Origin of the sequence: [Actinomadura] parvosata subsp. kistnae, assembly GCF_900323885.1 — a bacterium.
Lineage (GTDB): Bacteria > Actinomycetota > Actinomycetes > Streptosporangiales > Streptosporangiaceae > Nonomuraea > Nonomuraea composti.
Genome location: NZ_OOHJ01000030.1, coordinates 371498 through 396552, shown reverse-complemented (window position 1 = coordinate 396552; position 25055 = coordinate 371498). Strand labels below are relative to the sequence as shown.

The 25055-nt window shown below is 72.4% G+C and carries 21 protein-coding genes and 1 pseudogene; 11 read left to right on the top strand and 11 right to left on the bottom strand.

The annotated features are described in order from the left end of the window. The first annotated feature begins 99 nt into the window (after positions 1 to 99). Both KIS93_RS57610 and KIS93_RS57605 read left to right on the top strand, forming a co-directional pair. Entirely contained in the window at positions 100 to 663 is a 564-nt protein-coding gene (locus KIS93_RS57610) for a nitroreductase family deazaflavin-dependent oxidoreductase (protein ID WP_230466249.1), read from the top strand. Between the two features lie 195 nt (positions 664 to 858). Continuing rightward, entirely contained in the window at positions 859 to 2052 is a 1194-nt protein-coding gene (locus KIS93_RS57605) for a lactonase family protein (protein ID WP_080039515.1), read from the top strand. Between the two features lie 10 nt (positions 2053 to 2062). On the opposite strand, the gene KIS93_RS57600 is transcribed toward KIS93_RS57605, so the two are convergent. After that, a complete protein-coding gene (locus KIS93_RS57600; protein ID WP_222108085.1) occupies positions 2063 to 3433 on the bottom strand; it encodes an MFS transporter in 1371 nt (456 codons plus the stop codon). A 40-nt stretch (positions 3434 to 3473) separates the two neighbouring features. Then, entirely contained in the window at positions 3474 to 3836 is a 363-nt protein-coding gene (locus tag KIS93_RS57595; RefSeq protein ID WP_080046825.1) for a MarR family winged helix-turn-helix transcriptional regulator, read from the bottom strand. 455 nt (positions 3837 to 4291) lie between these two features. On the opposite strand from KIS93_RS57595, the gene KIS93_RS57590 reads away from it, so the two are divergent. Continuing rightward, positions 4292 to 4639 (top strand): STAS domain-containing protein, encoded by a 348-nt coding sequence (locus tag KIS93_RS57590; protein ID WP_186405067.1) that lies wholly within the window; start codon positions 4292 to 4294, stop codon positions 4637 to 4639. A gap of 12 nt (positions 4640 to 4651) precedes the next feature. On the opposite strand, the gene KIS93_RS57585 is transcribed toward KIS93_RS57590, so the two are convergent. After that, positions 4652 to 7381: a SpoIIE family protein phosphatase gene (locus KIS93_RS57585; RefSeq protein ID WP_080046824.1), complete on the bottom strand. Its 2730-nt coding sequence runs from the start codon at positions 7379 to 7381 to the stop codon at positions 4652 to 4654. Between the two features lie 245 nt (positions 7382 to 7626). Between KIS93_RS57585 and KIS93_RS57580 the strand changes: the two genes are divergently transcribed. Both KIS93_RS57580 and KIS93_RS57575 read left to right on the top strand, forming a co-directional pair. Then, positions 7627 to 8487 carry an SDR family NAD(P)-dependent oxidoreductase gene (locus KIS93_RS57580; RefSeq protein WP_080039512.1) on the top strand — a complete coding sequence of 287 codons (861 nt, stop codon included), beginning with the start codon at positions 7627 to 7629 and terminating at the stop codon, positions 8485 to 8487. Positions 8488 to 8497: 10 nt separating this feature from the next. Continuing rightward, on the top strand, positions 8498 to 9046 hold the full coding sequence (locus KIS93_RS57575) for a MerR family transcriptional regulator (RefSeq protein WP_080046823.1): 549 nt from the start codon (positions 8498 to 8500) through the stop codon (positions 9044 to 9046). 52 nt (positions 9047 to 9098) lie between these two features. Here the strand turns inward: KIS93_RS57575 and KIS93_RS57570 are convergent, their stop codons facing one another. Next, a complete protein-coding gene (locus KIS93_RS57570; protein WP_155127677.1) occupies positions 9099 to 12095 on the bottom strand; it encodes an MGH1-like glycoside hydrolase domain-containing protein in 2997 nt (998 codons plus the stop codon). A gap of 174 nt (positions 12096 to 12269) precedes the next feature. Between KIS93_RS57570 and KIS93_RS57565 the strand changes: the two genes are divergently transcribed. Continuing rightward, entirely contained in the window at positions 12270 to 13196 is a 927-nt protein-coding gene (locus KIS93_RS57565) for a TIGR03619 family F420-dependent LLM class oxidoreductase (RefSeq protein ID WP_080039510.1), read from the top strand. Positions 13197 to 13295: 99 nt separating this feature from the next. Here KIS93_RS57565 and KIS93_RS57560 read toward each other — a convergent pair whose 3' ends face one another. Together KIS93_RS57560 and KIS93_RS57555 are read right to left on the bottom strand one after the other, a co-directional pair. Further along, on the bottom strand, positions 13296 to 13667 hold the full coding sequence (locus KIS93_RS57560) for a winged helix-turn-helix transcriptional regulator (RefSeq protein WP_080046822.1): 372 nt from the start codon (positions 13665 to 13667) through the stop codon (positions 13296 to 13298). A gap of 50 nt (positions 13668 to 13717) precedes the next feature. Next, positions 13718 to 15187, bottom strand: a complete 1470-nt coding sequence (locus tag KIS93_RS57555; protein ID WP_080039509.1) for an amidase — start codon at positions 15185 to 15187, stop codon at positions 13718 to 13720. A gap of 82 nt (positions 15188 to 15269) precedes the next feature. Here KIS93_RS57555 and KIS93_RS57550 point away from each other — a divergent pair, with 82 nt between their 5' ends. After that, positions 15270 to 15866 carry a TetR/AcrR family transcriptional regulator gene (locus KIS93_RS57550; protein ID WP_080039508.1) on the top strand — a complete coding sequence of 199 codons (597 nt, stop codon included), beginning with the start codon at positions 15270 to 15272 and terminating at the stop codon, positions 15864 to 15866. A gap of 262 nt (positions 15867 to 16128) precedes the next feature. On the opposite strand, the gene KIS93_RS57545 is transcribed toward KIS93_RS57550, so the two are convergent. Further along, a complete protein-coding gene (locus tag KIS93_RS57545; RefSeq protein ID WP_186405066.1) occupies positions 16129 to 16593 on the bottom strand; it encodes an aminoacyl-tRNA deacylase in 465 nt (154 codons plus the stop codon). 102 nt (positions 16594 to 16695) lie between these two features. Here KIS93_RS57545 and KIS93_RS57540 point away from each other — a divergent pair, with 102 nt between their 5' ends. Continuing rightward, positions 16696 to 17157: an Lrp/AsnC family transcriptional regulator gene (locus tag KIS93_RS57540; RefSeq protein ID WP_080039506.1), complete on the top strand. Its 462-nt coding sequence runs from the start codon at positions 16696 to 16698 to the stop codon at positions 17155 to 17157. Between the two features lie 48 nt (positions 17158 to 17205). Here the strand turns inward: KIS93_RS57540 and KIS93_RS57535 are convergent, their stop codons facing one another. The 3 genes from KIS93_RS57535 to KIS93_RS57525 form a co-directional block, all read right to left on the bottom strand. Continuing rightward, the gene (locus KIS93_RS57535) at positions 17206 to 18783 is read right to left on the bottom strand and encodes a right-handed parallel beta-helix repeat-containing protein (protein WP_080039505.1); all 1578 of its coding nucleotides are present in this window, start codon (positions 18781 to 18783) and stop codon (positions 17206 to 17208) included. Between the two features lie 250 nt (positions 18784 to 19033). Next, complete coding sequence (locus KIS93_RS57530; RefSeq protein WP_080039504.1) at positions 19034 to 19909, bottom strand: phytanoyl-CoA dioxygenase family protein; 876 nt, start codon at positions 19907 to 19909, stop codon at positions 19034 to 19036. Next, a complete protein-coding gene (locus KIS93_RS57525; RefSeq protein ID WP_186405065.1) occupies positions 19906 to 20508 on the bottom strand; it encodes a TetR/AcrR family transcriptional regulator in 603 nt (200 codons plus the stop codon). The genes KIS93_RS57530 and KIS93_RS57525 overlap by 4 nt, the downstream gene beginning before the upstream one ends. Positions 20509 to 20721: 213 nt before the next feature. On the opposite strand from KIS93_RS57525, the gene KIS93_RS57520 reads away from it, so the two are divergent. The 3 genes from KIS93_RS57520 (at position 20722) to KIS93_RS57510 (ending at position 23867) form a co-directional block, all read left to right on the top strand. Next, positions 20722 to 20922, top strand: a complete 201-nt coding sequence (locus tag KIS93_RS57520) for a hypothetical protein (protein WP_080039502.1) — start codon at positions 20722 to 20724, stop codon at positions 20920 to 20922. Between the two features lie 41 nt (positions 20923 to 20963). After that, a complete protein-coding gene (locus KIS93_RS57515; protein ID WP_222108084.1) occupies positions 20964 to 21953 on the top strand; it encodes a radical SAM protein in 990 nt (329 codons plus the stop codon). 276 nt (positions 21954 to 22229) lie between these two features. Next, positions 22230 to 23867, top strand: a complete 1638-nt coding sequence (locus tag KIS93_RS57510; RefSeq protein ID WP_080038912.1) for an ISAzo13 family transposase — start codon at positions 22230 to 22232, stop codon at positions 23865 to 23867. 13 nt (positions 23868 to 23880) lie between these two features. Here the strand turns inward: KIS93_RS57510 and KIS93_RS57505 are convergent. Continuing rightward, a pseudogene (locus KIS93_RS57505) lies at positions 23881 to 24922 on the bottom strand (IS630 family transposase). Positions 24923 to 25055 lie beyond the last annotated feature (133 nt).

Below are 25055 nucleotides of genomic sequence, written 5' to 3'. Positions count from 1 at the left end.
ATGCCGGTCTGCTTGGAGATGGCGGTCGTCGCCTGGTTGAGGAAGGTGGTGCCCGAACCGGCCCGCTGCGATTAGACCAAGCGCTTGGTTGGAGATATCGTGACCTCATCAGCAAGCCCGGAGCCAGGACGTGAGGTCGGCGTGGTCGAGCAGCAGCGCAACAGGACGACGGCAAGGGCCCGGCTCAGCGCCGCGCTGCGCCCGTTCTTCCAGTGGCTCGCGGGCACCAGGGGTTTCGCCCTGGTCGCACCCAAGATCGTCCCGCCGCTCGACCGTCTCGTCAACCGGCTGAGCGGTGGCCGGGTGCTCATGGGCGATCAACTGCTTCCCCACCTGCTGCTCACCACCACCGGCAGCAAGACCGGGCAGCCCCGCCAGAGCCCGCTGGCCTGCATGCCGCAGGACGACGGCTCGTTCCTCGTGGTCGGCAGCAACTTCGGCAGGGACCGGCATCCCGCCTGGAGCGGCAACCTGCTCAAGACCCCGCAGGCCACTGTGAACTTCCGCGGCCGCGTGACGCCGGTGACGGCGACCCTGCTCACCGGAGACGAGCGCGAACAGGCATGGCAGGCACTCGTCCGCTTCTGGCCCCTGTACCAGGGCTACACCGAGCGCTCCGGCCGCGAACTGCGCGTCTTCCGCCTGTCTCCACGCCCCACCTGATCTGCGGGACGAGCCCCTGTTCCGGCCGCCTGCACGCGGCGCCCATGCCTGCCCCGCTGGTCACGCGCCGGAGTTACCGGTAGATGTCCGGACAATGCCCTGGGACCGGACCAGGCGGGGTGGCAGCCTGGAGGGGTCCTGAAGACGGGCGGTGCCCGGCCGCCGGGCCGGCGACCCCTTCGGACAGGAGGCATCATGCACGTCACGCGTCCCCCACGCCTGCCGGCCGCACCCGGATCGCGCCCGCGCGGAGCGCGCCTGGCACTGGCCGCACTGGCCGTGAGCGTGCTGCTCACCGGCACGCCGGCCGACGCCGCCGCCGGCGGCACCCTTTACGTCACCAACGGCGACTCGGGCGACATCTCGCTGTTCCGGCTCGGCTCCACCGGAGAGCCGGTGCTGGAGCCGCCGCTCATCCCCACGGGCACGCAGCCGCGGCAGCTCCAGCTCTCCGCCGACGGCCGCACCGCCTACGTCGCCACCGCACTGGACGACAGCGTCCACCAGTACCGCGTCGGCGACGACGGCAGGCTCACCCCGCTCCGGCCGCCCGCCGTCCGGGCGGGCGACTTCCCGTTCGGCAGCCTCCTCGCGCCGTCAGGCCGGACCTTCTACACCGCCGACACCGACGACGGCACCGTGTCGGTGTTCTCCGTCGGCTTCGACGGCCGGCTGCACCGGCGCGGCCCGGCGGTCTCCACCGGCCAGGCCAGCCCGCGCGGCCTGGCCATGACGCCCGACGGACGCTTCCTGTTCGTCAGCCACGGCCGCCCGGCGATCACCCCGGAGGACACCGAGCCGCCCGGCTTCGTCGTCGTCTTCGCGGTCGGCCCGAAGGGCACGCTGAGCAGGGCCGGCGAGCCCGTACCGGTCGAGCGCGGCGGGCTCGGCATGTCGGTCACCCCCGACGGCCGCCACCTCTACGTGGCCTGCGAGGCGCTGACCAGCGTGTCGGACCGCCAGCTCTTCGGCTTCTCCATCGGCGCGGACGGCTCGCTCACGCCCGTCCCCGGCTCGCCGTACAGCGCACCCGACGTACCGATCGGCACGGCCATCACCCCTGACGGCAGGCACCTCTATGTCACCAGCGGCGGCCTGAACGTCAACCCCGACCTCGCCACCAAGGTGTGGGGCTTCACCATCGCCGCCGACGGGTCGCTGCGGCCCACCCCGAACGCCCCGTTCGAGGCGGGACACGGCCCGGTCGGCATCGCGCTCAGCGCCGACGGGCGGCGGGCCTACGTCAGCACGCTGCGCGCGGAGCTGTTCACGTTCGCCGTCGAGCCGGACGGTGACCTGAGACGGATCCACGGCCCGATCATGACCGGCGGCGTGCGGCCGCTCTTCCAATCCGTGTCAGTCGGCAGGCCGGACCGACCGGCCCGGTAGCCGGCCGGCGTCAGGCCTCGGGCGGGCGGCGGCGGGCGAGGGCGAGGCTGGTCAGTGTCGTGATCGCCATGGCGCCGATGCCGGCCAGCGCCGCCGTGGTGTAGGCGTTGTCGTCGGGGAAGAGGTGGCCGGGGCCGGTGCCGGCGGCGAGGATCAGGCCGCCGAGGGCGCTGCCCAGGGAGTACCCGACGCTGCGGACGACGTAGTTGACGCTCATGGCGCTCGACGTCTCGCTCTTGGGGGTGACGGCCAGGATGACGCCGGGCATCGCGGCCGAGAAGCCGCCGACGCCGAAGCCGAGCACGCCCATCGCCGCGAACAGCTCGGCCAGGTTCGTCCGGGCCGCGGCGAACAGGGCGAACCCGCCGCCGACCACGACGGCGCTGCCGGCCAGGAGCAGGGGGCCGGCGATCCGCGTCCGGATCCGCGGCGTGAGCTGGCCGGCGACGAACCCCAGCACCGAGAACGGGACGAGGACCAGCCCGGCGGCGAAGGTCGTCAGCCCGAAGCCGTAGCCGGCGCCGTGCGGCGTCTGCGCGTACCGGGTGATGAGCGTGAGCAGGAGGTACATGCCGATCCCGCCGGCGAACGTGGCGAGGTTCGCCCCGGCGACCGCCGGGTGCCGCATCGCCCGCACATCGACCAGGGGCGTCGTGCCGCGCAGCTCGATGACGGCCCAGAGGCAGAGCAGCACCACCGCGACGACGGCGAGGCCCGCCGCCACGGCGAGGTGCCCGCTCCACAGGATCCGTTCGCCGGCGAGGAACAGCACCAGGAGCAGCGCGGCGGCCAGGACGACCGCGCCTGCCACGTCCACGCGGGCGGAGCGGCCTTCGGGGGCTTCGGGGACGGAGCGCCACGCGGTCAGCAGGGCGGCGGCGGTGACGGCCAGGCCGAGGCCGTAGGCGGCCCGTACCCCGCCGAGCTCGGCGAGCAGGGCGGCCAGCGGGTAGCCGACGCCGGCCCCGATGATCGAGACCACCGAGATCAGGGAGATCACGGCCGCGCCGCGCCGCTCGGGGAGGTGGTCCCGGGCCACGCCCATCATCAGTGCCGTCAGCCCGAGCCCGACGCCCTGGGCCGCCCGGCCGGCCAGCAGCCACGCGAACGGCAGCGGCAGCACGGTGAGCGCGCTGCCGGCGACGACGACCGCCAGCGTGGCGAGGATCGCGGCGCGCCGGTGCGGGCCGGCTCCGAGCCGGCCCAGGACCGGCGTGGCGACGGCGCCGCTGAGCAGCGCGACGGTCAGCGTCCACTGCGCGCTGCCGAGCGGGACGTGGAACGAGGTCGCCACGCTGGTGATGAGCGGCGTCCCGAGGCTGGCGACCGCCGCCACGACCAGCGCGATGAAAATCAGGGCGGGGACCAGCAGCCGCGCCACCGGGAGCGCCCTCACCGCGGCCCGCCGACCGGCTGCCCGGTCACCGTCTCGGCCCTTCGCGGTCCTGGCTTTCGAGCTCCGCCAGATGCCGCAGCGCCGGAAGGGCCGCCACCAGCGCCTCGACCTCGTCGAGGGTGAGCTTCCCGATCAACCGCTCGAACGCGTGGACGCCCGCCTGGCGCCGCGTCCGGACGTAGGAGGCGCCGGCGTCGGTCAGGCACACCAGCGTGACCCGCTTGTCGGACGCGTCGCCCCGCCGCTCGACCAGGCCGGACTCCTCCATCACCCGGACCAGGGCGGTCATCGCGGGCTGGGTGACGCCCTCGACCACGGCCAGGTCGGTGATGCGCCGCGGCCCGGTCCGGTCCAGGGTGGCGAGGGTGGCGGCGGAGGTCAGGCTCATGTCGCGGGCAGGCGTCTCGCGGCCCTGGTGGCCAGGCCGTAGAGGGCGGCCGCGATGGCGGCGGCCGCGACCGGGTCGGCGTCTTGGCGGCTCACGCCGTAAGCATAACAGTTTTATATTCATAGTTTATGTAAAGGGCGGCGGGCGCGCTTCGTGGTCGAGTGGTTGCTATGGGGCATAATGCGGGCCGCCGCGGGCAGGAGAGGGACAGCAACCGCGAGCACAGCCCAGGGCGCGGAGCGCCCCACGGCCTCGCGGACGGCGGCCGAGAACGGGCCGTACCGCTTCGCCGGGCGGGATCGAGCCGCCGGCGAAGCCGACCCCTGGCTCCTTTCCCGGGTCCGGCGCGGGTACGACAGCCCGGCTCAGGACCGTCACGAGCGGCGGCCCCGGCTTACCTCTGCTGGAGTGTCATGACGTCCCCGAGTAGTGACAGCGTTGCCCACATCACGCTCATGGTGCATCCCTGCGGGCTGCGCCTGGGCGGTGAGATCGACCGCGCCGCCCACCCCCGGCTGGCCCGCGCGCTGGCCTGGGCGGTGGCCGTGTGCGGCGGCGACGTCCGTCTTGATCTGGGCGGGCTGCACTTCATCGACGCCGGCGCGCTGCGGCTGATCGGCCAGGTCGCCGCCGGGCTTCCGGCGCCGCGCAGGCTGATCGTCGATGCGGTTCCGCCGCTGGCCCGCAGGCTGCTGAGAGTGCTGGGCTGGCAGGTGGGGCAGGGCAATCGCCTGTGCCCGGCACGCAACGGTCACGCCCGCCCCGGCCCGAAGGACGCCTCTCCACCCGAGCCCATCCCCTGATGACCGCCGCTCTCACCCGGGGGAGTGGCTGTCCTCCAGCACGTCGTACAGGTTGACGGGGTGCTGTTCGGTGCGCGTCAGCGGCTGCTCGGTCCAGACGCATTTGCCGGTGGCGGTGTAGCGGGTGCCCCAGCGGTGGGCGATCGCGGAGATGAGCTGCAGCCCGCGCCCGCCCTCGTCGGTCGCGCCGGCCCGGCGGGGGCGGGGAGTGGTGAGGCTGCCGTCGGAGACTTCGCAGGTGAGGACGTTGCTGCGGAGCAGGCGCAGCCGGATGGGGCCCTTGGCGTGGCGTACCACGTTGCCGACCAGCTCGCTGGCCAGGAGCTCGGTGGTCATGGACAGGTCCTCCAGGTGCCAGGCGCTGAGCTGCGCCCGGACGTGCTCGCGGGCCTGGCCCGCCGCCCTGGGATCGTCGGGCAGCGGCCAGGAGGCCATGTCGGCGGCGGGCAGTGCGTGGGTTCTGGCGATCAGCAGCACGGTGTCGTCGGCGGTGCCCTGCCTGGTGGGCAGCAGGGTGCTGGTGAGGTTGTCGCACAGGGCTTCGAGGCAGGCGGCGCAGTGGTCGCCCGAGCCGCCCGGCAGGGCCGCGTGCTCCCGGCACGGCGTCGGGCGCAGTGCCGCGGGGGCCATGTCGCCGAGTGCCGCGGCGAGGTCGGCCATGCCCTGGTCGATGTCCAGGGTGGCGGATTCGACCAGGCCGTCGGTGTAGAGGACCAGGAGGCTGCCGTCGGGCACCTCCAGCTCCACGGTGTCGAAGGGCGGGGTGGCGGCGCCGAGCGGCGAGTTCGGGTCGGAGTCGAGGAAGTGCACGCTGCCGTCGGGGTGGACGACGGCGGGCGGGGGATGGCCGGCGCGGGTGACGTCGCAGGTGCGGGTGGTGGGGTCGTAGACCAGGTACAGGCAGGTGGCGTAGAAGTCGTCGCCGAGCTCGCTGACCAGGTCGTTGAGGTGGGCGAGCAGCTCGTCGGGCGGCAGTTCCAGGTCGGCCAGGGTACGGACGGCGGTGCGCAGCCGGCCCATGGTGACGGCCTCGGCCACGCCGTGCCCCATGACGTCGCCGATGACCATGGCGACCCGGTCCGCCGACAGCGGGATGACGTCGTACCAGTCGCCGCCCACCTCCATGTCCTTGCCGGCGGGCAGGTAGCGGGCCGCGGGGGTGACGGCGGGCAGGCTGGGCAGCTCGCGGGGGAGCAGCTCGCGCTGCATCTGGTGGGCGCGCATGTGCTCCTTGTCGTACAGGCGGGCCCGTTCCACGGCCTGGGCGACGAGCCCGCTGAGCGCGGTGAGCAGGGTACGCTCCTCGCCGGTGAACTTGTGCGGCTCGGCGAAGGAGACGACGCACGTCCCCACGGGGCGTCCTGAGGCGATCAGCGGCAGGAACGCCCACGCCTGCTTGCCGCCGGCGGCCGGAAGGTCGGCCACGACGGGGTAGCGCTCGATGTACTCCTCCGCCGAGCTGATGAACATCGGGGTACGCTCGCGCAGGACCTGCGCGATCGTGAGCTTGCCCGAGGCCGGTATCCGCGTGATCCGGTCGATGAACTCCTGCGTGTAGCCGCAGAACGCGACCGGCCGCAGGTGGTCGCCCTCGACGAGGGCGACGATCAGCCCGACGGCGCCGAACAGCGGCAGGATGTGGGCGGCGGAGGCGTCCGCGACGTCCTGCACGGTGATGGCCTCGGCCAGCGCCCGGGTCAGCCGGCCGATCCCGGCGGCTCGTTCGGCGTCGGCCCTGGTCACGGCGGCGGGCTCGGCCGCCCGCGCCGGCGGTTCGGCGACGGTGTCGATGGCGTCGTGGACGGCGGTGATGTCCATCAGGGTGCCGACCATGCGTGCCGGCCGGCCGTTCTCGTCGGCGATGGAGCGGCCGCGGGCGCGCACCCAGCCGGAGGTCCCGTCCGGGCGGCAGATCCGGTACTCGCTGCCGTACATTCGCCCCGTCTGGATCGCCTCGTCGATGTCGGCCAGCACCCAGGGCAGGTCTTCCGGGTGGACGATGCTGGTCCAGGTCTCGATCCGTTCGTCGAACGTGCCGGGGTCGACGCCGAGGATGGCGAGCGTCGCCGCGTTCCACGTGATCCGGCCGGTCCTGACGTCCCAGTCCCACGTTCCGACCGTCGGCAGGTCCTGCCGCAGGTGCGAGCCGGCGGGCTGGTCGCGCCGTCCCGGGCCGGCCGGGTCCGGCGGCGGCGCGGGGTATCTGCTCAGGTGCTCGCCGGCCCACCGGCCCAGCATGCGGAGGAAGGACCGTCGCCGGGCCGGCGGCTCGTGCGGGGAGAGCGTCACGACCGACAACGCGCCCGCCGGCCCGGCGGGGCCGAGCAGCGGAACGGCGGCCATCGCCGTGCCGGCGGGCCAGGACCAGGATCCGTCCCCCTGCCGCCTGCCCGCGCGCTCTCCGGCGGCGGTGTCCGTCAAGGGTTCCCACACGAACGCGGCCTCCCGGAGCGCTCGCGCCGGGACGAGCGGGGCGTCCCGGTCGATGCGCTCCCACGCCTGGGCGAAGGCGGAGGGCAGCCCGCTGGCCGCGACCAGGCGCAGCCCGCCGCCGTGGCCGGGGCCGCACAGGTGCACCATGCCGCCCAGCCCGGACAGCTCGGCCACCGCCTGCTGGAGCGTGAACCGCAGGAGCTCGGTCCCCCACAGCTCGTCGCCGACGGCCGCCAGCAGCCGTTTCCGCTCCTCGCAGACCCGGTCCGCCCACGTGGTGCGCAGGCTGCGCGCATGCCGTCCGCTCATCCTCATCCCCCTCTCCAGGACGCGTGTGCGGCATCGGTCCGGGAGGAATCCATAGGTATGGGCCATATATCCGAATTGGACTACCCGGAGAATGCGGGTTCGGCGCAAGGTCGAGACCGATTTGACCAAAGGCTGACCCGCCACCGCGGCCCCGGACCCCTCCCTGACCTGCGCAGCCTGGCGCTCGCCGCGGGGGTCACGTCGGTTTTGCGTTCGAGCGCGCTCGAAGGCATACCGTCCCTGCCATGACGACACAGACGTGGATCATCACCGGCGCGTCCCGCGGTTTCGGACGCGCACTGGCGGAGTCGGCGCTCGCGGCGGGCGACAACGTGGTGGCGGCGGTGCGCCGGCCCGAGAGCGTGGCCGACCTGGCGGCCAAGTACCCGGACAGCTGCCTGGTCGCGGCGTTCGACGCCCGGGACGTCGCCGCGGCCCCGGACCTCGTGCGCGACACCCTCGGCCGCTTCGGCCAGCTCGACGTGCTGGTCAACAACGCGGGCCGGGCCGTGGTCGGAGCGGTCGAGGAGGTCGGCGACGCGCAGTTGCGCGAGTTGATGGAGCTGCACCTGTTCGGGCCCGCCGCGCTCGTCCGGGCGGCGCTGCCCGCGATGCGTGAGCGGCGCAGCGGGACGATCGTGCAGATGAGCAGCCAGGGCGGGCGGATGGCGTTCCCCGGCGTGTCGGCGTACTGCGCGTCGAAGTTCGCCCTCGAAGGCTGGTCCGAGGCCCTGGCCGGGGAGGTCGCCCCGTTCGGGATCCGGGTGATGCTCGTCGAGCCCAGCCGGTTCAGGACCGGCTTCAACCGGGGCGACGTGCTGGAGTTCGCCGAGCCGTCCGCGACCTACCGCGACCTGCTCGCCGACGTCCGCGCGGACATGGCCGGGACCGACGGCCGGCAGGAAGGCGACCCGGTGCGGGCGGCCGAGATCATCGTGTCCCTCGCGCACGGCGACGAGGTGCCGCTGCGGCTGCCGCTCGGGCGCGAGGCCGTCGAGCGCATCTCGCGCGCCTACCGGCGCGGCCTGGACGAGGTCGAGCAGTGGGCCGAGACCGCCCGCGGCGCCGACTTCGACGATGTCCCCGCATCGGTACGGCCCGTCTAGGCTCGTGGTCATGGCCACCGACGATCTCATGACCAGGGCGCTCGAAGCGCTCGGGGACGACGGCCCGCTGTCGGTCGAGGCGATCCACCGCCTCACCGACGTGCCCGACGTGCCCGAGACGATGACCATCGCCGAGGTCGCCGACCTCCTCGACCTCTCGCCCCACACGCTGCGCTACTACGAGCGGGCCGGGCTGGTCGAGGTGGCCCGCGACGGCAACGGTCACCGCGTCTACGACGCCGACGCGGTTCGGCGCCTGGTGTTCCTCACCCGGATGCGGCTGTCCGGCATGGCGATGCGTGATCTGCAGCACTACGTCGCGCTCGCCGATGCCGGAGAGCACACGGTGCCGGAGCGGCTCGACGTGCTGGTCGAACACCGCGACACCATCCGCCGCCGGATCCGCGAGCTGACCCTCTCCCTCGCGGCGGTCGAATACAAGATCGCCACGTACGGGGGCGCGACCGGGCCCGACGTGCACGCCCTCGGCACCACCACCGGTGCCGAGCGCACGGCGCTGCCGGACGAGCCGCCGCGCCGGGCACTCCCGGCCGGGTGAGGGCAGGCGATCGACGACGCCCGCGTCCGCGTCGCGACCGCCTCACCCACGGCTACGCGGCCCGGCCCTCCAGGCCCGCGATCGCGATCGTCCCGGAGCTGCCGCGCAGGCCGAAGCCGTACCGGTAGCCCTCGCGGGCCTGCGGGGTGGCCAGCGTGCCGCCGATGCCGGCCGTGCGCAGCCGCCGCCATTGCCCGCCGGTCAGGGCGAAGGAGGTGATGGTGTCACCGGACAGCACCAGCGCGAACCGGTCGCCCGGCTGGAGGCTCAGCGCCGCGTCGCCGGGCGTGTCGAGGAAGCGGCCGCCGGCCCGCACGTTGATGCCCGACTGCTTGCGGGTGTGGTTGTACCAGGCGGTCACGTAGTTGTCCCGATCCTTGACCCAGCCGACGAACACGCTGTCCTCAGGGCCGCCGGTCCCGGCGAACGATCCGGCCGTCACGACGCTCACGGCGTCGGCCGACGACGGCCCCGCCGGGCCCGCCACCATGCCGAAGAACGGTTGCGCGGCGCTGCCCGCGAACCGGCCGCCGCCGGCCGCGATCGCCGGTCTCGCCTCGCCGTCGAAGGGCTGGTGCACGGTGTAGCCCGCCGAGGTGTCGGCGGTGAAAGCGTCCTGCGCCTCGACGTTCGCGTAGGCGGCCGGGTCGAGCGCCACCTCGACGTGCGCGTACGTGCTGGCCGCCCGCGCCGACCGGTCGTACGTGGCCAAGGCGCGCACCGGGTACAGGCCGGGGCGCGGCGACGCCCCCGGCGGCGGCGTGACCCGCCAGCGCGCCTCGAACGTGCCGCCGGGCCGCACCACCGGTGTCCCGGTGCGCCCGAGCGGCTCGGCCGCCCAGCCCGGCGGCACGGCCAGCACCACCTTGAGCCCGGTGGCGGGCCTGCCGCCGTCGCGGGCGAACGTGGCCGTCACCGTGTGCCCGGTGACGGACGCCTCCAGCCGGGTGCCGCCTGAAGCGGGCGACCACGCCTGTAGTTCGGTGACGCCGACGTACGCGCCCGGCGGGTTGCCGAACACCAGCCGGACCCGGGTCGTGGTCAGCGCCGGGAAGGTGACCCGGTTCAGCGCCGCACGGGGCTCGCGCGGCGTGCGTGCCTGGCCCGGCACCTCCCGCCAGGCCGCGCCGTCCCAGAACTCCAGCCGGTACGAGGCCGGCGCCCGCACCCCGCCCCCGTCGTCGTAGGCGTGGAAGCGCACGTCGCTCACCTGGGTCGGCACGCCGAAGTCCACGCCGAGATGGTCCTCCGGGTTGGGGGAGCGGTAGTTGGTCCACCGGCTGTGCGGGATGTCGTCGTAGAAGATCCGCCCGTCCACGGCGTCCCACACGTCGTCGATGCCGTTGGTGTACGACGCGAACGGCTTGGGGTAGCCGGTGCCGTACGGGTTGGCGGCGTCGTTGACCGGGCGCGTGGAACGGCCGGATGCGACGGCGGCCGGCACGCGGGCCGTCAGCTCGCCCAGCGCGGGCCGCGTGGCGGCGGGCCGGCCGTCCACGTAGACGCGCAGCCCCTTGCCCTGGCCGTACCTGGTGCCGTCGCGGTCCCACAGGACCGTGACGTTGTGCCCGTGGTAGGGCACGTTCTCCAGCGCGAAGTACTCCCACCCGGCCGGGACCAGCGGGTTCACCACGACCGTGCCGTCCGGCTGCGGGCGGAGCCCGATCAGGCCGCTGATCACCAGGTCGTTGAAGGTGGAGTGGTTGTAGTGCTCGCTGTGCCCGCGGCCGTCGTAGATCCAGCGCGGCTCGTCGGGGTGGTGCGCCTCGGCCACGTACGGGCGGCCGTCCTTGTACTGCGTGAGCGCGTAGCCGCGCAGGACCTTGTAGTAGTCGGCGGCGGTGACGACGTCCTGGTCACGGTCGTTGAGCAGGTTCGCCAGGGCGGTGAGCGTGGTCGAGGTGGAGTACGGCCAGCTCGGGCCGTTCCAGCGGCAGCAGCCGCTCAGCGCGTCCCGCATGAAGAACGGGCTGCGCCGCTCGGCGGTGGTGGGCCCGTACGGCGCGGCGAACCCCTGCGGGTCCAGCAGCTGCTTCCATGCCTGCTCGGTGCCCGGCCGGGCCATCCCGAACGCCCACGGCACGAACCCGATCTGCTCCCTGGTGGACACCAGCCGCTGCCGCGGATCCAGGTCGGCGCGGGCCTTGTGGTAGAAGAACCGCCGCTCCGGGTCCCACAGGTGGCGGTGCAGCGCGTCCTTCAGCGAGGCGGCGCGTTGCTCGAACGTCCTGGCCAGGGCGCCGTCGCCGCGCATCCGCGCGATGGCGGCGATGGCCCGGGCGTCGCCGTACTGGTAGGCGTTGAGCGTGGGCCGGTAGCCGGCGCCGCCGTGGTAGGGGTTGGCCGGGTCGCTCTCGTAGGAGGAGGCGGTGTACTCCATCGCGTCCCACACGGGCACCGACCAGTACAGGCCGAGCTTCTCGTCGTACTGGCCGCCCCACTTGTCGTACTGGCGGACCAGGTCGGGCAGGAGGTCCTCGACGAAGGACGCGTCGCCGGTGACCAGGTAACGCTGGTACGCGGCGTCGGCCGCCCACCAGGAGTACTCGTGGGCCCAGTCGTCGGTGTCCTTGTTGACGTACTCCTCGCGCGGCTTGGCGCTCGCGCCGGGGCCCCGCAGCCAGTAGGTGAGGTAGTCGTCCACCGGGCGGGTGTCGCGCAGCCAGCGGCCCTCGTACACGTGGTGGCCCGCGGCGGCGACGATGCCGCCGAGCGGCGCGGCGTAGCCGGGGGCGTTGTGGAACTCGGTGATGATGTGACCGGTCGCGGAGTCGGTGTAGCGGATGTGCCGCTTGTAGGTGCTCCAGCGGTAGTAGTAGACGTCCTGGATCTCCTGGTCGGGCACCTCCAGGAAGGGGATGTTCGCCTCGTACCACTCCGGCTCGGCGTACCCGGACAGCAGCGCCCGGTGGTCGAGGACGGCGGTGCCCCGGCCGACCTCCGGGTAGACGGGCGGCGGCGCGGGTGCGGCGCTCGCCGGGGCGGGGGTCAGGGCGGGCTGCGCGAACAGCACCACGAGCATCGCGAACGCCGCAGCCGTGCGTCTCATGGTCACCTCAAACGTTCTCGGGGGGTGACGGCGGACCGGTAAAGACCGAATCTGACCGATGTTGCCCACTATTGATCAGCCGCGAACGAAAGGCAAGATCCGGGAGTGCTACTGCTTGCCCAGCACACTTCCGTTTCTCTACCGAACTACGAAAAATGAAGTAGTCTGCGGAGCATGGAACTAGGGATCGCGCTGCCCACCTCCGGCCCGCTGGCCGGACCGGCCAACATCGCCCGCGTCGCCCGGGAGGCGGAACGGCTCGGGTACGACTCGGTGTGGACCTACGAGCGCCTGCTGCGGCCCACCGCTCCCGTTTCGATTGCCGGCGGCGAGCCGCAGCCCGTGCCGGAGACGTACCGGGTCGCCTACGAACCGCTGGAGACGCTGAGCTACGTGGCCGCGATCACCGAGCGCGTCAAGCTCGGCACCAGCGTCATCGACGCCCTGCTGCACCCCGCCGCCGTCCTGGCCAAGCGGTTCGCCACCCTCGACCAGCTCAGCGGCGGCCGCGCCGTCGCGGGGGTCGGCCAGGGGTGGATGCCCCAGGAGTTCGCCGCGGCCGGCGTGCCGATGAGCAGGATCGGGCCCGGCATGGACGAGGTGATCGCCGCCATGCGAGCCTGCTGGGGCCCCGACCCCGTCGCCTACGACGGGAAGTTCACCCACATCGCCGAATCGGAGATCAACCCCAAGCCGGTCCAGGCCCACCTGCCGGTCCTGCTCGGCGCCATGACGCCCGGTGGCGTACGCCGTGCCGCGCGCATCGCCGACGGGCTCAACCCCGTGGCGCTCTCCCGTGACGCGCTCCTGGACCTGACCAAGACCTTCCGCGCGGCCGTCGAGGAGTTCGGCCGCGACCCCGCCTCGGTCACCGTGGTGGCCAGGGCCAACGTGCCCCTCACCGCCGGGGCCCTGGGCGACGACCGGCCGTTCCTCGGCGGCTCACCGCGCCAGATCGCCGACGATCTGGCGGGCCTGGAGGGCACCGGGGTGGACCACGTGCTCTTCTCCACCTCGGGCCGCGGCCAGGACGGCCGCGACCTCGGGATCGAGGAGACGATCGCCCTCTACGCCGAGCTCATCGACCTCGCCCGCCGCTGATACGCCGAATTCATCGACCTCGCCTGCCGCTGATCCCACCTCGCCGACCGGCTCCGCCGGTCCTCTTTCCGGCTCCGCCGGGAAAGGGCCCGGCGGCGGTCAGGGGGCGCAGTGGCCGCCGAGGTCGTTGCGATCGGCCCAGTCGCGCAGCTCCTGGAAGGCTCCGCGTAGATCCTCGCCGACAGCGGTGAGCTGGTAGAGGACCGCGGTCGCGGGGCCCTCGGCGAGGCGGCGCTCCACGAGCCCGGCCGCCATCAGCTCGCGCAGCCGGTCGGAGAGGATGCCGTCGGTGATCCCGGAGATCATCCTGGACAGCTCGCCGAACCGCGCGGGCCGCTGCATCAGGGCCACGATGATCATGCCGTTCCAGCGCTTGCCGAGCACCTTGAACACGTCCACGAACCGCACGTCGCACGAGTCGACGCGCGCGTCCGCGCCCGGGGCGAGGCTCCCGGAGACGTGTTCGGCCATGCGCATCAGCTTACCTCCCGGCGCTCCGCCCCTCGTTCTTCCGAAGTTCACTAGGCTATGGCGAGCCGCTGACCTGGAGATCCGTTCCCCGCCCACACCGCAGGGGTCCGGCCCGACCACGGGCTCGCCTGCTCAAGCTGCCCCGCGAGGCGGAAGAGCAGGTCTTCGCGGCCGTAACCGGCGGCGAACTGCATCCCGATCGGCAGGCCCGTCTCCGCGTCGGCCGTCACGGGCACGGACATGGCGGGCGTCCCCGCCACATTGAACGCCGCGGTGAACGGCGAGAGGTCGAACAGGCGGCGGAGCCAGCCGAGGCCGTCCAGCTCCTCCACGGCATGGGCATGGGTGCCCAACGGCACGGGAAGGTCCGGCAGGGTCGGCGTGAGCAGGACGTCGTGCGCGTCGAAGGACCGCGCCAGGCTTCGGGCGATCCGGTTCCGGATCTCAAGCGCGGTGACGAACTGGGCGCCGCTGACCCGCCGCCCGTAGTGGTAGCCGGCCAGGACGGGCGGCTCCAAGGTTGAGGAGTCGATGGGCCGGCCCGTGGCGGCGGCCAAGGCGTCGATCGAGGCCGTCAGGTTCGCCGTCCACTGCCGGGCGCTGGCCAGGACGAACTCTTCCCAGCCCACCCCGAGGTCCACCTCGGCCTCCTCCACCCGGTGGCCGAGGGATTCGAGCAGCCGCGCGGTGCGGGAGACGGCGTCGGCCACGGGAGCGGCGGTGCGGTGCCCGCCCCACGCCTGGGTGAGGACGCCGATCCGCAGCGCGCCGGGGTCGCGGGTGACTTCCTCGGCGTACGGCCGGGACGGCTCCTGGGCGAAGTAGGGGTCGCCCGGCTCCGGGCCGCGAATCTGGTCGAGCAGCGCCGCGCTGTCACGGACCGTACGGCTGATGCCGCCCTGCACGGCCAGGCCGTTGAAGACCTCGTCGGCGGAGGGGCCCGCGGAGACCCGGCCACGGGTGGGCTTCAGCCCGAACAACCCGTTGCAGGAGGCGGGAATGCGGATCGAGCCGGCCGCGTCGGTGGCGTGCGCGATCGGGACCACCCCGGCGGCGACGGCCGCGCCGGCGCCGCCGCTGGATCCGCCCGCGCTGCGCCCCAGGTCCCACGGGTTGCGGGTGGCGCCGTACAGCACGGGTTCGGTGGTGTTGCTGTAGGCCAGCTCCGGTGTCGCGGTCCGCCCGAACGTCACGAGCCCGGCCCGGCGGAAGCGCCGCATCAGGAAGGAGTCGGCGCCGGAGACGTTGCCGGCCGCCAGCCGGCTACCCAGCTCCATGCGCCGGCCGGCCATGGCGACCCCGATGTCCTTGATCAGGAAGGGGACACCGGCCAGCGGGGTGCTGCCGGGGACGGGCTCGTCGTCGGCCCGCCAGGTCTCCACGATGGCGTTGATCCGCGGGTTGACCGCCTGGGCGGCCTCGTGCGCGGCCGCCTGCAGCTCGGCGGGGCTCACCTCGCCCTTGGCCACCAGCTCGGCCAGCCCGACCGCGTCGAAGGCCGCGTACTCGGTCACTCTCACTGTCTCTCCCCGAAAGCGATACTCATGAGTCTCTGACGATACCGAACGGTATCGCGTGGAACGCGCTGGTACCGTAGCAGGCATGACAGCGACCGTCAGAAGGCCGAGCAGGGTGGCGAAACTGCCGCCTCGCGAGCGCATCCTCGACGCGGCGGAGGAGCTCTTCCAGAGCGAGGGGATCCGGCGGGTGGGCGTCCAGGCGATCGCCGAACGGGCCGAGACCACCAAAATGGCCATCTACCGGCACTTCGTCACCAAGGACGAGCTGGTCGCGGAGTGGCTGCGGATCGTCGCGGCCGACTACCAGGCGGCCTTCGACCGGGCCGAGGCCGAGCATCCCGACCGGCCACGGGAGCAGATCCTGGCCCTGGCCCGCTTCATCGCCGACGGCCTGCCGGCGATCTCCTATCGGGGCTGCCCGTTCATCAACTCCCTCGCCGAGCTGCCCGACCGCTCCCATCCCGCACGGCAGGTGATCGAGGAGCACAAGGCGCTCCAGACCCGCAGGCTGGTCGGCATGTGCGCCGCGGCCGGGCTGCCCGACCCCGAGCAGGCCGCCGCCGAGATCACCTTCGTCCTCGAAGGCGCGCAGGTCAGCGCGCACAACGGGAGCATCGCTCAGCCGGGGGACCGGCTGATGAGGATCGTGGAGGCGATCGTGGACCGGGCGGCCCGATAGCCGGCTCCGCGCCGTCACGAAGATCGGCGGCCCCCGCGTGCAGGCCTCGCCCAGCACGATGGCGCGTCCGGCACGTGGGCGCCTCCAGGAGGCCGTCGCCTGCCTGGAGAGCGGTATGGACTGCTGGGAACGCGCCGGACTGCCCGACCGGAAGGCCATTACCCGGCGGCGCTGTACCTCGCCCAACCGGTCCCGGACACCCCGGAAGCGATCAGGAACCAGCTGTGAGCGGCATGCCGATGACCTTTACGCCGAACGAGCGTCAGTAGTCCTTGGGCTGCTCCAGCTCGTACAGGTCTTTGGGAGAAAGGCGCACGGAAACACTCAGGTCGCCTGCGTTGAAGTAGATCTCGTCCTCGGCGAGCAGGTCGGTGTCGAACAGCAGGGGATAGCCGTAGAGCCCTCCCAAAGGCGCCAGCTCGCCGAACGTGCAGCCGGTCTGCGTCTCCAATTGCTCTTTCGTGGCCAGCTTCACCTCCCGCGCGTCCAGGAGTTTCGCGGCGCGTTGCGGATCGGCCCGCTTCTGCGCCTGGATGACCAGCACGGCGAAACTCTTTTCGCCGTCGCGCTTCACCCGCAGGAAGATCGACTTCGCCTGCTGCTCATACCTGGTGCCGACGACCTCGTGATACTCCTCGGCCGAGGCGGCCGGCTTGTGACGGATCACGCTGTGCGCGATGCCGTTCCGGCTCAGGTATCGCACGATCCTGTCGTGTGCATCATCCATAGCGTCCTCCATTCGCGGTCACTGGGATGGTAGTCGCGGAAAAGCGGGCAATGGCGCCGACTTTTTCGCGACATGCCGCGCGCAATGGTAAGAGTGATGCGCATGGACAGCCTCGATGGGAAAATCCTTGCAGAGCTGCAGCGCGACGGGCGGCTGACCGTGACCGAGCTGGCGGCGCGGGTGCGGCTGAGCGTGTCGTCCTGCCATCGGCGCCTACGCGACCTGGAACGAACGGGGGCCATCCGCGGCTACCGCGCCGTCGTCGACCCGAGTGCGTGCGGCCTGGCCTTCGAGGCTCTGGTGTTCGTCTCGATCACGTTGCAGAACCGCGGCACGGTCTTCGAATTCGAGCAGGCCGTAGCCGCTTTGCCCGAGGTGCACCAGGCGCAGCGCCTTTTCGGCGACCCTGACTATCTGCTGCGGGTACGCACCGCCGACCTGCCGTCCTTCCAGCGGTTCTGGGACGAGCATCTGGCCGCCCTGCCGGGCATCCATCGGGTGTCCTCGACCATCGTCATGAAAGAGTTCGTCAGCGAACGCCCGATCCTCCACCAGCCGGGCTGATGCCATCCGGAGCGCGGACGCCCGGCCGGCGGCGATCGGGGCGGACGCTCAGAAGCGGGCGCCGAGGTCGGCGCCGTTACTGGGGCGCAGGAAGGCGGACGACGGGATCGAGCCGTCCGCGGCGCGCGGGCCGGTGATCGTGCTCGCGTCGGTGCTCGTGAACGTCCAGGTGCCGCCGAGATCCCAGGAGTTGCCCGAGCTGGACGACGAGCCGAGCGCGGCCTGGGTCCGGTTCGCCACCGACAGGTTCCTGGTCAGGACCGAGACGGAGTCGGCGTAGTCGAAGCCGGTGCCGCCGTTGCGCCAGGCGGTGCTGCGGTCGGTCACCAGGCGGCCCGGGTTGCCGTTGTCGGTGAAGCCGTCCACCGCGTTGTCGTAGGCGATGGAGTTGCGGACGACGTGGCCGACCGCCGGGTCCGGGTCGCCGCCGCCGAGCTTGAAGCCGTTGCCGTCGCCGGTGTAGTCGGGCAGGTTCCACCGGTTGAAGCCGTTGCCCCAGGCCACGGACGACTCCACGGTCACCGCTCCCAGGAACATCCAGAAGTCCAGGCCGTCGTCGGAGTTGCTCCAGAGCCGGGCGCCGCGGATCACGTTGCCGCCGCCGGAGCCCTCCTTGATCGCGACGCCGTCGGCGCTCTCGCCGTTCTTGCGCGGGTCGCGGTTGCCGTAGCTGTCCAGGTTGAGGATCAGGTTGTCGCTGGAGGCGCCCTGGAGGTGCAGCCCGGACTCGTAGTTGTCCCTGGTGATCAGGCGGTCGAAGACGTTGCCGGTGGCGTCGAGGCCGAAGATCCCGTACGGGCCGTGCACGATCTCCAGCCCGACCAGCCGCCAGTGGTCGCCCTCGATGTGCACCGCGCCGCGCTCGGCGCGCGGGATGCTGGAGCCCACCGCGCCCGGCGTGTACGGCATGTTCTCGCCGTCGATGACCACCCGTTCCCTGTTGTAGGCCGTCATCGTGATCGGCCGGTCGGGCGTGCCGTTCTTGAGGAGCTGGATGTTCGTGCCGGGCGCGTACGTGCCGCCGCGGATGAAGATCGTGTCACCGGGTTGTGCCAGGTCCACGGCGCGCTGGATGGTGCGCAGCGGGGCCGCCAGGGTGCCGGGGCCGGTGTCGTCGCCGTCGGTCGCCACGTAGAGCGCGCTCGCCGGCTGCTGGCCGCCCGTCTCCACGTCGAGGTGGTCGAGGTTCGGCAGGCCGGCGGAGCCGGTCGGGTCGAGCCTGATGGTGTTGGCGCCGGCCTTTAACTGGACGGTCGCGGTCTTGGTGGCCCAGGCCGACCAGGCGCCGGTGCCTTCGAAGGACAGGCTCTGGACGGTGGAGCCGTTGACGATCAGGCCGGCGGGGCGCGAGGTGGCCGTTCCGTTGGCGAAGCGGATCCCGAGGGTGGCGGCGCCGGCGGCGGAGGCGTTCACGGTGAACTGGACGTGGGCCCCGGCGGCGTTGTCGGCGTTGCAGAAGCCGGTGCCGGAGTAGCCGGCCCAGTCGGACTCGATGTCGCCGGTGCAGACCGCCGGTGACGCCTCGGCCTCGTACCGGGTCGGCGCCGCGGACGCGGGCGAGGGTGACAAGGCGGCGTAGCAGCCGGCCACCAGGCCGGCGCACGCGAGGACAGCGGTGAGGCGCATCGCCCAACTCCTTGGTAAGCGCTTTCCAGAACGGCGCCGAGTCAAGCACAGCACGGCCGGGCACGAGAAGAGGGGGACTGCGACCCGGCTGCGACCTGGCTGCAACCCGCGCGCAGGCCGTCCCGCCCGGACCGCGCCCGCCGGTGGCCCGGAGCGGATCCGCGCAGCTCGGCGCTGATGCCGGCACAGCCGCCTGGGCCCGCGCTCCGCGGGGCCGCCGCGATGAAACTTTCACCCGGCGCCGGCGGGGTCAGGAGAAGAGGCGGTGCGGGTGCACGCCGTCCACCAGGCCCAGGTCCGGTGGATGGATGCTGTAGCCGAGCATGCGGCGGGCCCGGCTGCTGAGCTGCCGCGCCACGTGCCTGCCGGGGGAGAGGGCGAACGCCTCCCGGGTGCGCAGCCACGGCTCGCAGTAGTGCGCGGTGACGGTGAGACTCGTCGCCGGTTGCGGCGGGCGGGCGTGCCAGAGGGTGCCCAGCAGGATGACGCAGGAGCCCGGCGGGGGAGCCAGGGGCACGCCCGGCGCGGCGGGATCGCCCGCGGGCCAGCGATGGCTGCCCGGCCACACGGTGAGGACGGTGCCGGCGTCGAGCGTCCAGAGGGCCGCGACGGACAGGGCGGGGCGGGGGCGTGGCAGCGGGTACGGCTGGTCGTCGTAGCCCGGCGGACGGGCCGGTGCCCCGCGGCCCACCTCGACGACCTCCAGCTGGGACAGCAGGTAGTTGGGCAGCAGCAGCCGGTCGAGCAGGGCGAGCACGCGCGGATGGTCGATGAGCGGGTCCGCGGCCCGGGTGTTGTGCAGGACCCCGTACACGCGGCGGATGTGGCGCGACCGGAACGGGTCGCGCCCCCCGGGGCCGAGCAGCGGCGTGAGCTCGGCGCGCATCCGGCGGCGGTCGCCGGGGTCGAGCACGTCGTGGAGGACGAGGTAGCCGTCCCGGTGCAGCGCGGACAGGGCGCCTCTCGCCGACGCGCCTCCCGCCGACGCGCCTCCCGCCGACGCGCCTCTGGCCGACGCACCTTTGGCCGGTGCGCCGTCGGGCCGGCCGCCACCGGCCGAGGTGCGCCTTTCGCCGGCCGTGACGCGTTCGTAGCCGGCGGTCGTGATGCGCTCGTCGCCGGTCATGGCGCGGCGCTCGCGGGCCTGGCGCCGAGCGCGGCGGTGGTGAACTGCCAGATCTCCTCCAGGACGGCGGCCCGCTCCGGGCGGGGATCCTGGTCGAGCACGACGGCCAGGACCGATCGCATGCCGCCGACGACGGCCGCCGACATGAGCTCCGGATTCCGCCCCCGGGTGACCGCGCCCTCGGCCTGCCCCGCGGCGACGTGTTTGGCGCCGAGGGCGATGACCTGCCGGGCGCAGTCGGCCTCCATGGCGGCGACCCTGGCGTCCCCGACCATGCGCCCGAGCACGACGGGGGCGAGCGGCTCGTCGTACACCCAGTCGACCCACCGGGTGAGCTGGGCCCGCCAGCGTTCGAGCCAGGTGCGGCCGGTGAAGTGGCCGAGCACGGTCTCGGTCACGAGCCGGTCGTAGAAGTCGGCGAGCAGGGCGCTCATCAGGCCGCTGCGAGTGCCGAAATAGCGGTACGGCAGGCCGACGCTGAGCCCGGCGCGCCGGGCGACGGCCGCGACCTCGATGTCGCCGGTCTCCACGAGCTCGGCGGCGGCGGCCTGGAGGATGCGGCTCCTGGTGGCGGCGGCACGTTCGGACAAAGGCTCCACCCCACCCATGTTAGTTGAGTTCAACTCAACAATGAAGACGCTTCCGGAGGCCGCGCTCGGGCGGCCCGTCTTGGCCATGTCTTTGCTATCGCCGGAATGGCGCTCGGGTACATGCTCCGCTAGCCACAGATGACAGCACCGGATGACGCGTGCTCCGCCGTTCCCGCAGTCATCGCCGAAGACCGGCTGGCATCGACACAGAGGAGTTGCACGATGGCCGAAGAGGCATCCTGCGTGCTCGTCCGGGCGAGCGACGTGAGCATCGACGACGCGGGCAGGGTCACGATCGAGAACCCGGAAACCGCGCAGGCCCTGATGGCGCTGGCCCGGTACACCCCCAACCCGAGTCATCAAGGTCACGTCACCAACAACTGCCAAGGCGGCAACTGCGCCAGCGGCTGCGCCCCCAAATGAGCGGAGCCGCCCTTACGGACATTTCCGCGTTCGACCGGGAAATGGTCACCTCGTTCCGCAGCGACCGGCTGCACCTCATCCTGCTCCCCACCGAGCAGTGCAACTTCCGGTGCACTTACTGCTACGAGGACTTCGCCATCGGACGCATGCGTCCCGAGGTCGTCGAGGGCGTGAAGAACCTCATCGACCGGCGCCACGCGGAACTGTCGCACCTGCAGATCTCGTGGTTCGGCGGCGAGCCGATGCTGGCCCGCTCCGTCATCGAGGAGGTGGCCTCCCACGCGAGCCAGGCGCAGCGGCGGACACCGGGCCTCGGGTACGGCAGCGACATGACCACCAACGGCTACCTGCTCGACCACGCGGCGGCCGAGCGCCTGGCCGGGCTGGGGATCCGCAGGTTCCAGGTGTCGCTGGACGGGCCCGCCCGCCACCACGACCACACGCGGGTGCGTGCCGACGGGCAGGGCACGTTCGAGCGGATCTGGCGTAACCTCCTGTCGATCAGGGACGGCTCGGTGGACGCGCACGTACTGCTGCGCGTCCACCTCACCCCCGCCAACCTGGACGTGATGCCGGCGTTCCTCACCCAGGTGCGGGACACGTTCCTGGACGACCGCAGATTCCGGGTGTTCCTCAAGCGGGTGGTGCGACTCGGCGGCGCCGGCGACGCGTCGATGGAGGTGCTCGACGCGGAAGACGAGCGGATCACCGCGCTGGAGGAGATCGTCGTCCGTGACGGGCAGGGCGAGAGCCTGTTCGAGGCGGAGCCGGTGTGCTACGCCGCCCGTGCCAACTCGCTGATGGTGCGAGCGGACGGGCGGCTCGGCAAGTGCACCGTCGGGCTGTCCGAGCCCGGCAACACCGTCGGGCGCCTGCTCCGCGACGGCACGCTGGAGGTGGACGCCCCGCTCTTTCGGCGCTGGCTGCAGGGCTGGGAGTCACGCGATCCCGAGCTGACCGCCTGCCCGTACGAGGCGTTCACCCGGCAGGGCCCGAAACTGCTGCAGCTGACGGCACGCCCCGGCTCCTGACGCGCCGCCCGCCCCGCGCCACGTCCCGCCCAACGGCTCTCCTTTCGCCACCACCGGGCCGGCCTCTGGAAGGAACGGCGGGCAGCGGCCGGTCCGGTGACGGCACCGTGGAGGGGCCGCGCGTGCGGGCCGGCGTGCCGTTCCGGAGCCGCTTCGCTCAGCGAGCCGGCCCCGCCTCCGCAGGGCGGGAGCCGGCCCGCCGGTCGTCGGAGCGGGAGCTAAGGGCCTGCAGAGAAATAACTCGTAGCATTCCGGGTTCGCGGTCGATGGTCTGGTATGAGCGTGTCGGCGGAGACCGTAGAGATGCTGGCTGCGAAACTTGAGGTGATCTTGCCGCATCTGGACGAGCGGCAACGCCGGCTGCTGCTCGGTGCCGAGGCGCGCGCACTGGGGCACGGCGGGATCCGGGCGGTGGCCCAGGCGGCGAGTGTCCGCGAGGCCACGGTGTCACGGGGCGTGGATGAGCTGGAGGCGGGCGCCGAGCCGTTGGGACGGGTCCGTCGGCCAGGCGGAGGACGGAAGCGACTGGTCGACATCGACCCCCAGTTACGGGCCATGCTGCTGGCGCTGGTGGAGCCGGATGAGCGTGGGGATCCGACCTCGCCGCTGCGCTGGACCACCAAGTCCACCCGCAAGCTGGCCGGTGAGCTCACCGGCCAGGGGCACCGGGTGTCGGCCGACACCGTCGCCGACATCCTGCGCACTGAGGGGTTCAGCCTGCAGGGCAACGCCAAGACGCTGGAGGGCGGCCGGCACCCGGATCGCGATGCGCAGTTCCGCCACCTCAATGAGCAGGTCCGCGCGTATCGCGATGCCGGACAGCCGGTGATCAGCGTGGACACCAAGAAGAAGGAACTGCTCGGGCCGTTCAAGAACGCCGGACGGGAGTGGCGGCCGGCCGGTGAGCCGGTGCTGGTCAACGTCCACGACTTCGCCGAGTCCGCATCCGGGAAGGCGATCCCGTACGGCATCTACGACATCGCGGCCAACACCGGCTGGGTGAACGTCGGCACCGACCACGACACCGCCGCGTTCGCGGTCGCCTCCATCCGCCGCTGGTGGCATGCCCAGGGCAGCGCCGCTTACCCGCAGGCCACCCGGCTGCTGATCACCGCCGATGCCGGCGGCGCGAACGGCTACCGCACCCGCGCTTGGAAGAGCGAACTGGCCGCTCTGGCCGCCGAGACCGGCCTGACCATCACCGTCTGCCACCTGCCGCCCGGAACCTCGAAATGGAACAAGGTGGAGCACCGGCTGTTCGCCCACATCACGATGAACTGGCGCGGCAGACCGCTGACCAGCCACGAAGTGGTGGTCAACAGCATCGCCGCCACCACCACGAGCACCGGATTGCAAGTGCAGGCCGCACTTGACACCGGCGTCTACCCGCTCGGCGCCCGCGTCAGCGACGCCGAGCTGGCCGCCCTGCCCCTGACCCGGCACCTCTTCCACGGCGACTGGAACTACACCCTGCACCCCACCCTGGACACCGACCCCGACGCCACCGGTCACGACCAACCGGCCGAACGGTGGGACCCGCAGGTCCTGTCCGATCCCACCCTGACCGGCATGCCCCGCCCGGAACTGGACCGCCTGACCATCAACCTGCAAGCCCGCGATCAGCAACGCCCGCGAATCAAAGCGGGCCGGCCGCCCACTGTGGCGTTCACCGACCAGGTCCTGCTCACGGTGCTGCACCAGCGGCTGGGCCTTGCCATCGAACCCCTGGCGGTTCTGTTCGGCACCAGCCGGACCACCGCCTACCGCACCACCCGAAGCATCGGCCTACTCCTCGATCAGCACGGCACCCACATCCCACCCGCACCCACCCCGCCTGGGCTGCTGCGCGTCCTGCACGCACGCGTCCTCGCCGAAGACACCAAGGCCGCCAACAAGATCAAACCCGCGTGTTAATAATCTGCAGGTCCTAAGCGGCATTCCAGTAGTTCCGCTTGTAACCGGCGGGGAGCCAGGGGCTGACTTCGGGGATCGCGGCGGTCAGGAACTGGTCGGGTGAGCGGGCGCGGAAGAAGGCGTGGATCTGCCGGAGTCGGCCGGGCCAGGTGACGGCGGTGTTGGCGATGAACGCCTTCAGTGACGCCCAGATGCGTTCGACGGGGTTGTCGTGCGGGCTGTAGCGCGCTCCGTACAGCAGCTCCAGGCGAGGGTGCTTGTCCAGGTAGGCGGTGACGGCCTTGGCGTGGTGGATGCTGTCGTTGTCGCAGATCACGACGATTGCCGGGGCGGCCGGGAACGCGGCGAGCACCTGGTCGAGCAGGAGCAGGAAGTCGGTCGCGCGTCGGCGGCCGAGTCGGTACACCCATCGGCCGGTGGTCATCTCCAGTGCGCCGAGCACGGTGACCTGCCGGTTCTTGCCCGGCGTGAGAACCTCTGGGCGGTGCGTGCGCAGCGTCCAGCTGGAGCGGACGTGCGGCAGCCAGTGCACGTGGGTCTCGTCGGCGGCCCACACCACCGCGCCGCGTGGCAGCGCCCGTAGCCGGGCGGTGAGGTCGAGCAGGATCCGCCAGCGGTCCGGGTCTCCTTGGGCGATCAGTTTGGGCCGCCGCCAGATGGCCACCAGGCGCACCCGCCGGTACAGGGTGCGGCGGCTCAGGGCGGGCCGGTTCAGCCACCGCCACAGCCTGGGGATCGTCCATGGTCCGGGCCGGGTCAGCAGCGCGGCGATGCGGCGCACCAGCCGCCGGCCACCCCGCCGCGGGCGTCCGGGGCGGGGACGGTCGGCCAGGCCCGCCACGCCCAGCCGGTTGAACCGCCCGATCCAGCGGCGCACCGTGCCCGGGTCGTAGCCGAGCAGGTCAGCGATCTGTGCCGGTGGCAGCCCGTGCAGCGACAACAGCACCATCACCGGTCACCGCCCGCATCGCCTGCCGCCAGCGGCCGCGTAACTCCGCCTGCAGGTGCTCGATGGAGGCGGCCGGAGCATTGGCGAACACGACAGGAGGGCGCATACTGACCACGACCTCGCCGGGACCGGAGAGACGGTGTGAGCAACCTCGATCCAACCCCCGGCGAGGCCCATGTCAATGCCTAACCGCCTTGACGATCTCACGCCCTGTTACAGGCAGAACTTCTGGATACGCG

Excerpts from the sequence above, each read along its gene's own strand:
- KIS93_RS57590 (WP_186405067.1), top strand. The coding sequence starts at position 4,292 with ATGGTGCATCCCTGCGGGCTGCGCCTGGGCGGTGAGATCGACCGCGCC.
- KIS93_RS57575 (WP_080046823.1), top strand. The coding sequence starts at position 8,498 with ATGGCCACCGACGATCTCATGACCAGGGCGCTCGAAGCGCTCGGGGAC.
- KIS93_RS57535 (WP_080039505.1), bottom strand. The coding sequence starts at position 18,783 with ATGCGCCTCACCGCTGTCCTCGCGTGCGCCGGCCTGGTGGCCGGCTGC.
- KIS93_RS57565 (WP_080039510.1), top strand. The coding sequence starts at position 12,270 with ATGGAACTAGGGATCGCGCTGCCCACCTCCGGCCCGCTGGCCGGACCG.
- KIS93_RS57530 (WP_080039504.1), bottom strand. The coding sequence starts at position 19,909 with ATGACCGGCGACGAGCGCATCACGACCGCCGGCTACGAACGCGTCACG.
- KIS93_RS57585 (WP_080046824.1), bottom strand. The coding sequence starts at position 7,381 with ATGAGCGGACGGCATGCGCGCAGCCTGCGCACCACGTGGGCGGACCGG.
- KIS93_RS57595 (WP_080046825.1), bottom strand. The coding sequence starts at position 3,836 with ATGAGCCTGACCTCCGCCGCCACCCTCGCCACCCTGGACCGGACCGGG.
- KIS93_RS57605 (WP_080039515.1), top strand. The coding sequence starts at position 859 with ATGCACGTCACGCGTCCCCCACGCCTGCCGGCCGCACCCGGATCGCGC.
- KIS93_RS57520 (WP_080039502.1), top strand. The coding sequence starts at position 20,722 with ATGGCCGAAGAGGCATCCTGCGTGCTCGTCCGGGCGAGCGACGTGAGC.
- KIS93_RS57540 (WP_080039506.1), top strand. The coding sequence starts at position 16,696 with ATGGACAGCCTCGATGGGAAAATCCTTGCAGAGCTGCAGCGCGACGGG.
- KIS93_RS57570 (WP_155127677.1), bottom strand. The coding sequence starts at position 12,095 with ATGAGACGCACGGCTGCGGCGTTCGCGATGCTCGTGGTGCTGTTCGCG.
- KIS93_RS57545 (WP_186405066.1), bottom strand. The coding sequence starts at position 16,593 with ATGGATGATGCACACGACAGGATCGTGCGATACCTGAGCCGGAACGGC.
- KIS93_RS57510 (WP_080038912.1), top strand. The coding sequence starts at position 22,230 with ATGAGCGTGTCGGCGGAGACCGTAGAGATGCTGGCTGCGAAACTTGAG.
- KIS93_RS57580 (WP_080039512.1), top strand. The coding sequence starts at position 7,627 with ATGACGACACAGACGTGGATCATCACCGGCGCGTCCCGCGGTTTCGGA.
- KIS93_RS57515 (WP_222108084.1), top strand. The coding sequence starts at position 20,964 with ATGGTCACCTCGTTCCGCAGCGACCGGCTGCACCTCATCCTGCTCCCC.
- KIS93_RS57550 (WP_080039508.1), top strand. The coding sequence starts at position 15,270 with ATGACAGCGACCGTCAGAAGGCCGAGCAGGGTGGCGAAACTGCCGCCT.
- KIS93_RS57560 (WP_080046822.1), bottom strand. The coding sequence starts at position 13,667 with ATGGCCGAACACGTCTCCGGGAGCCTCGCCCCGGGCGCGGACGCGCGC.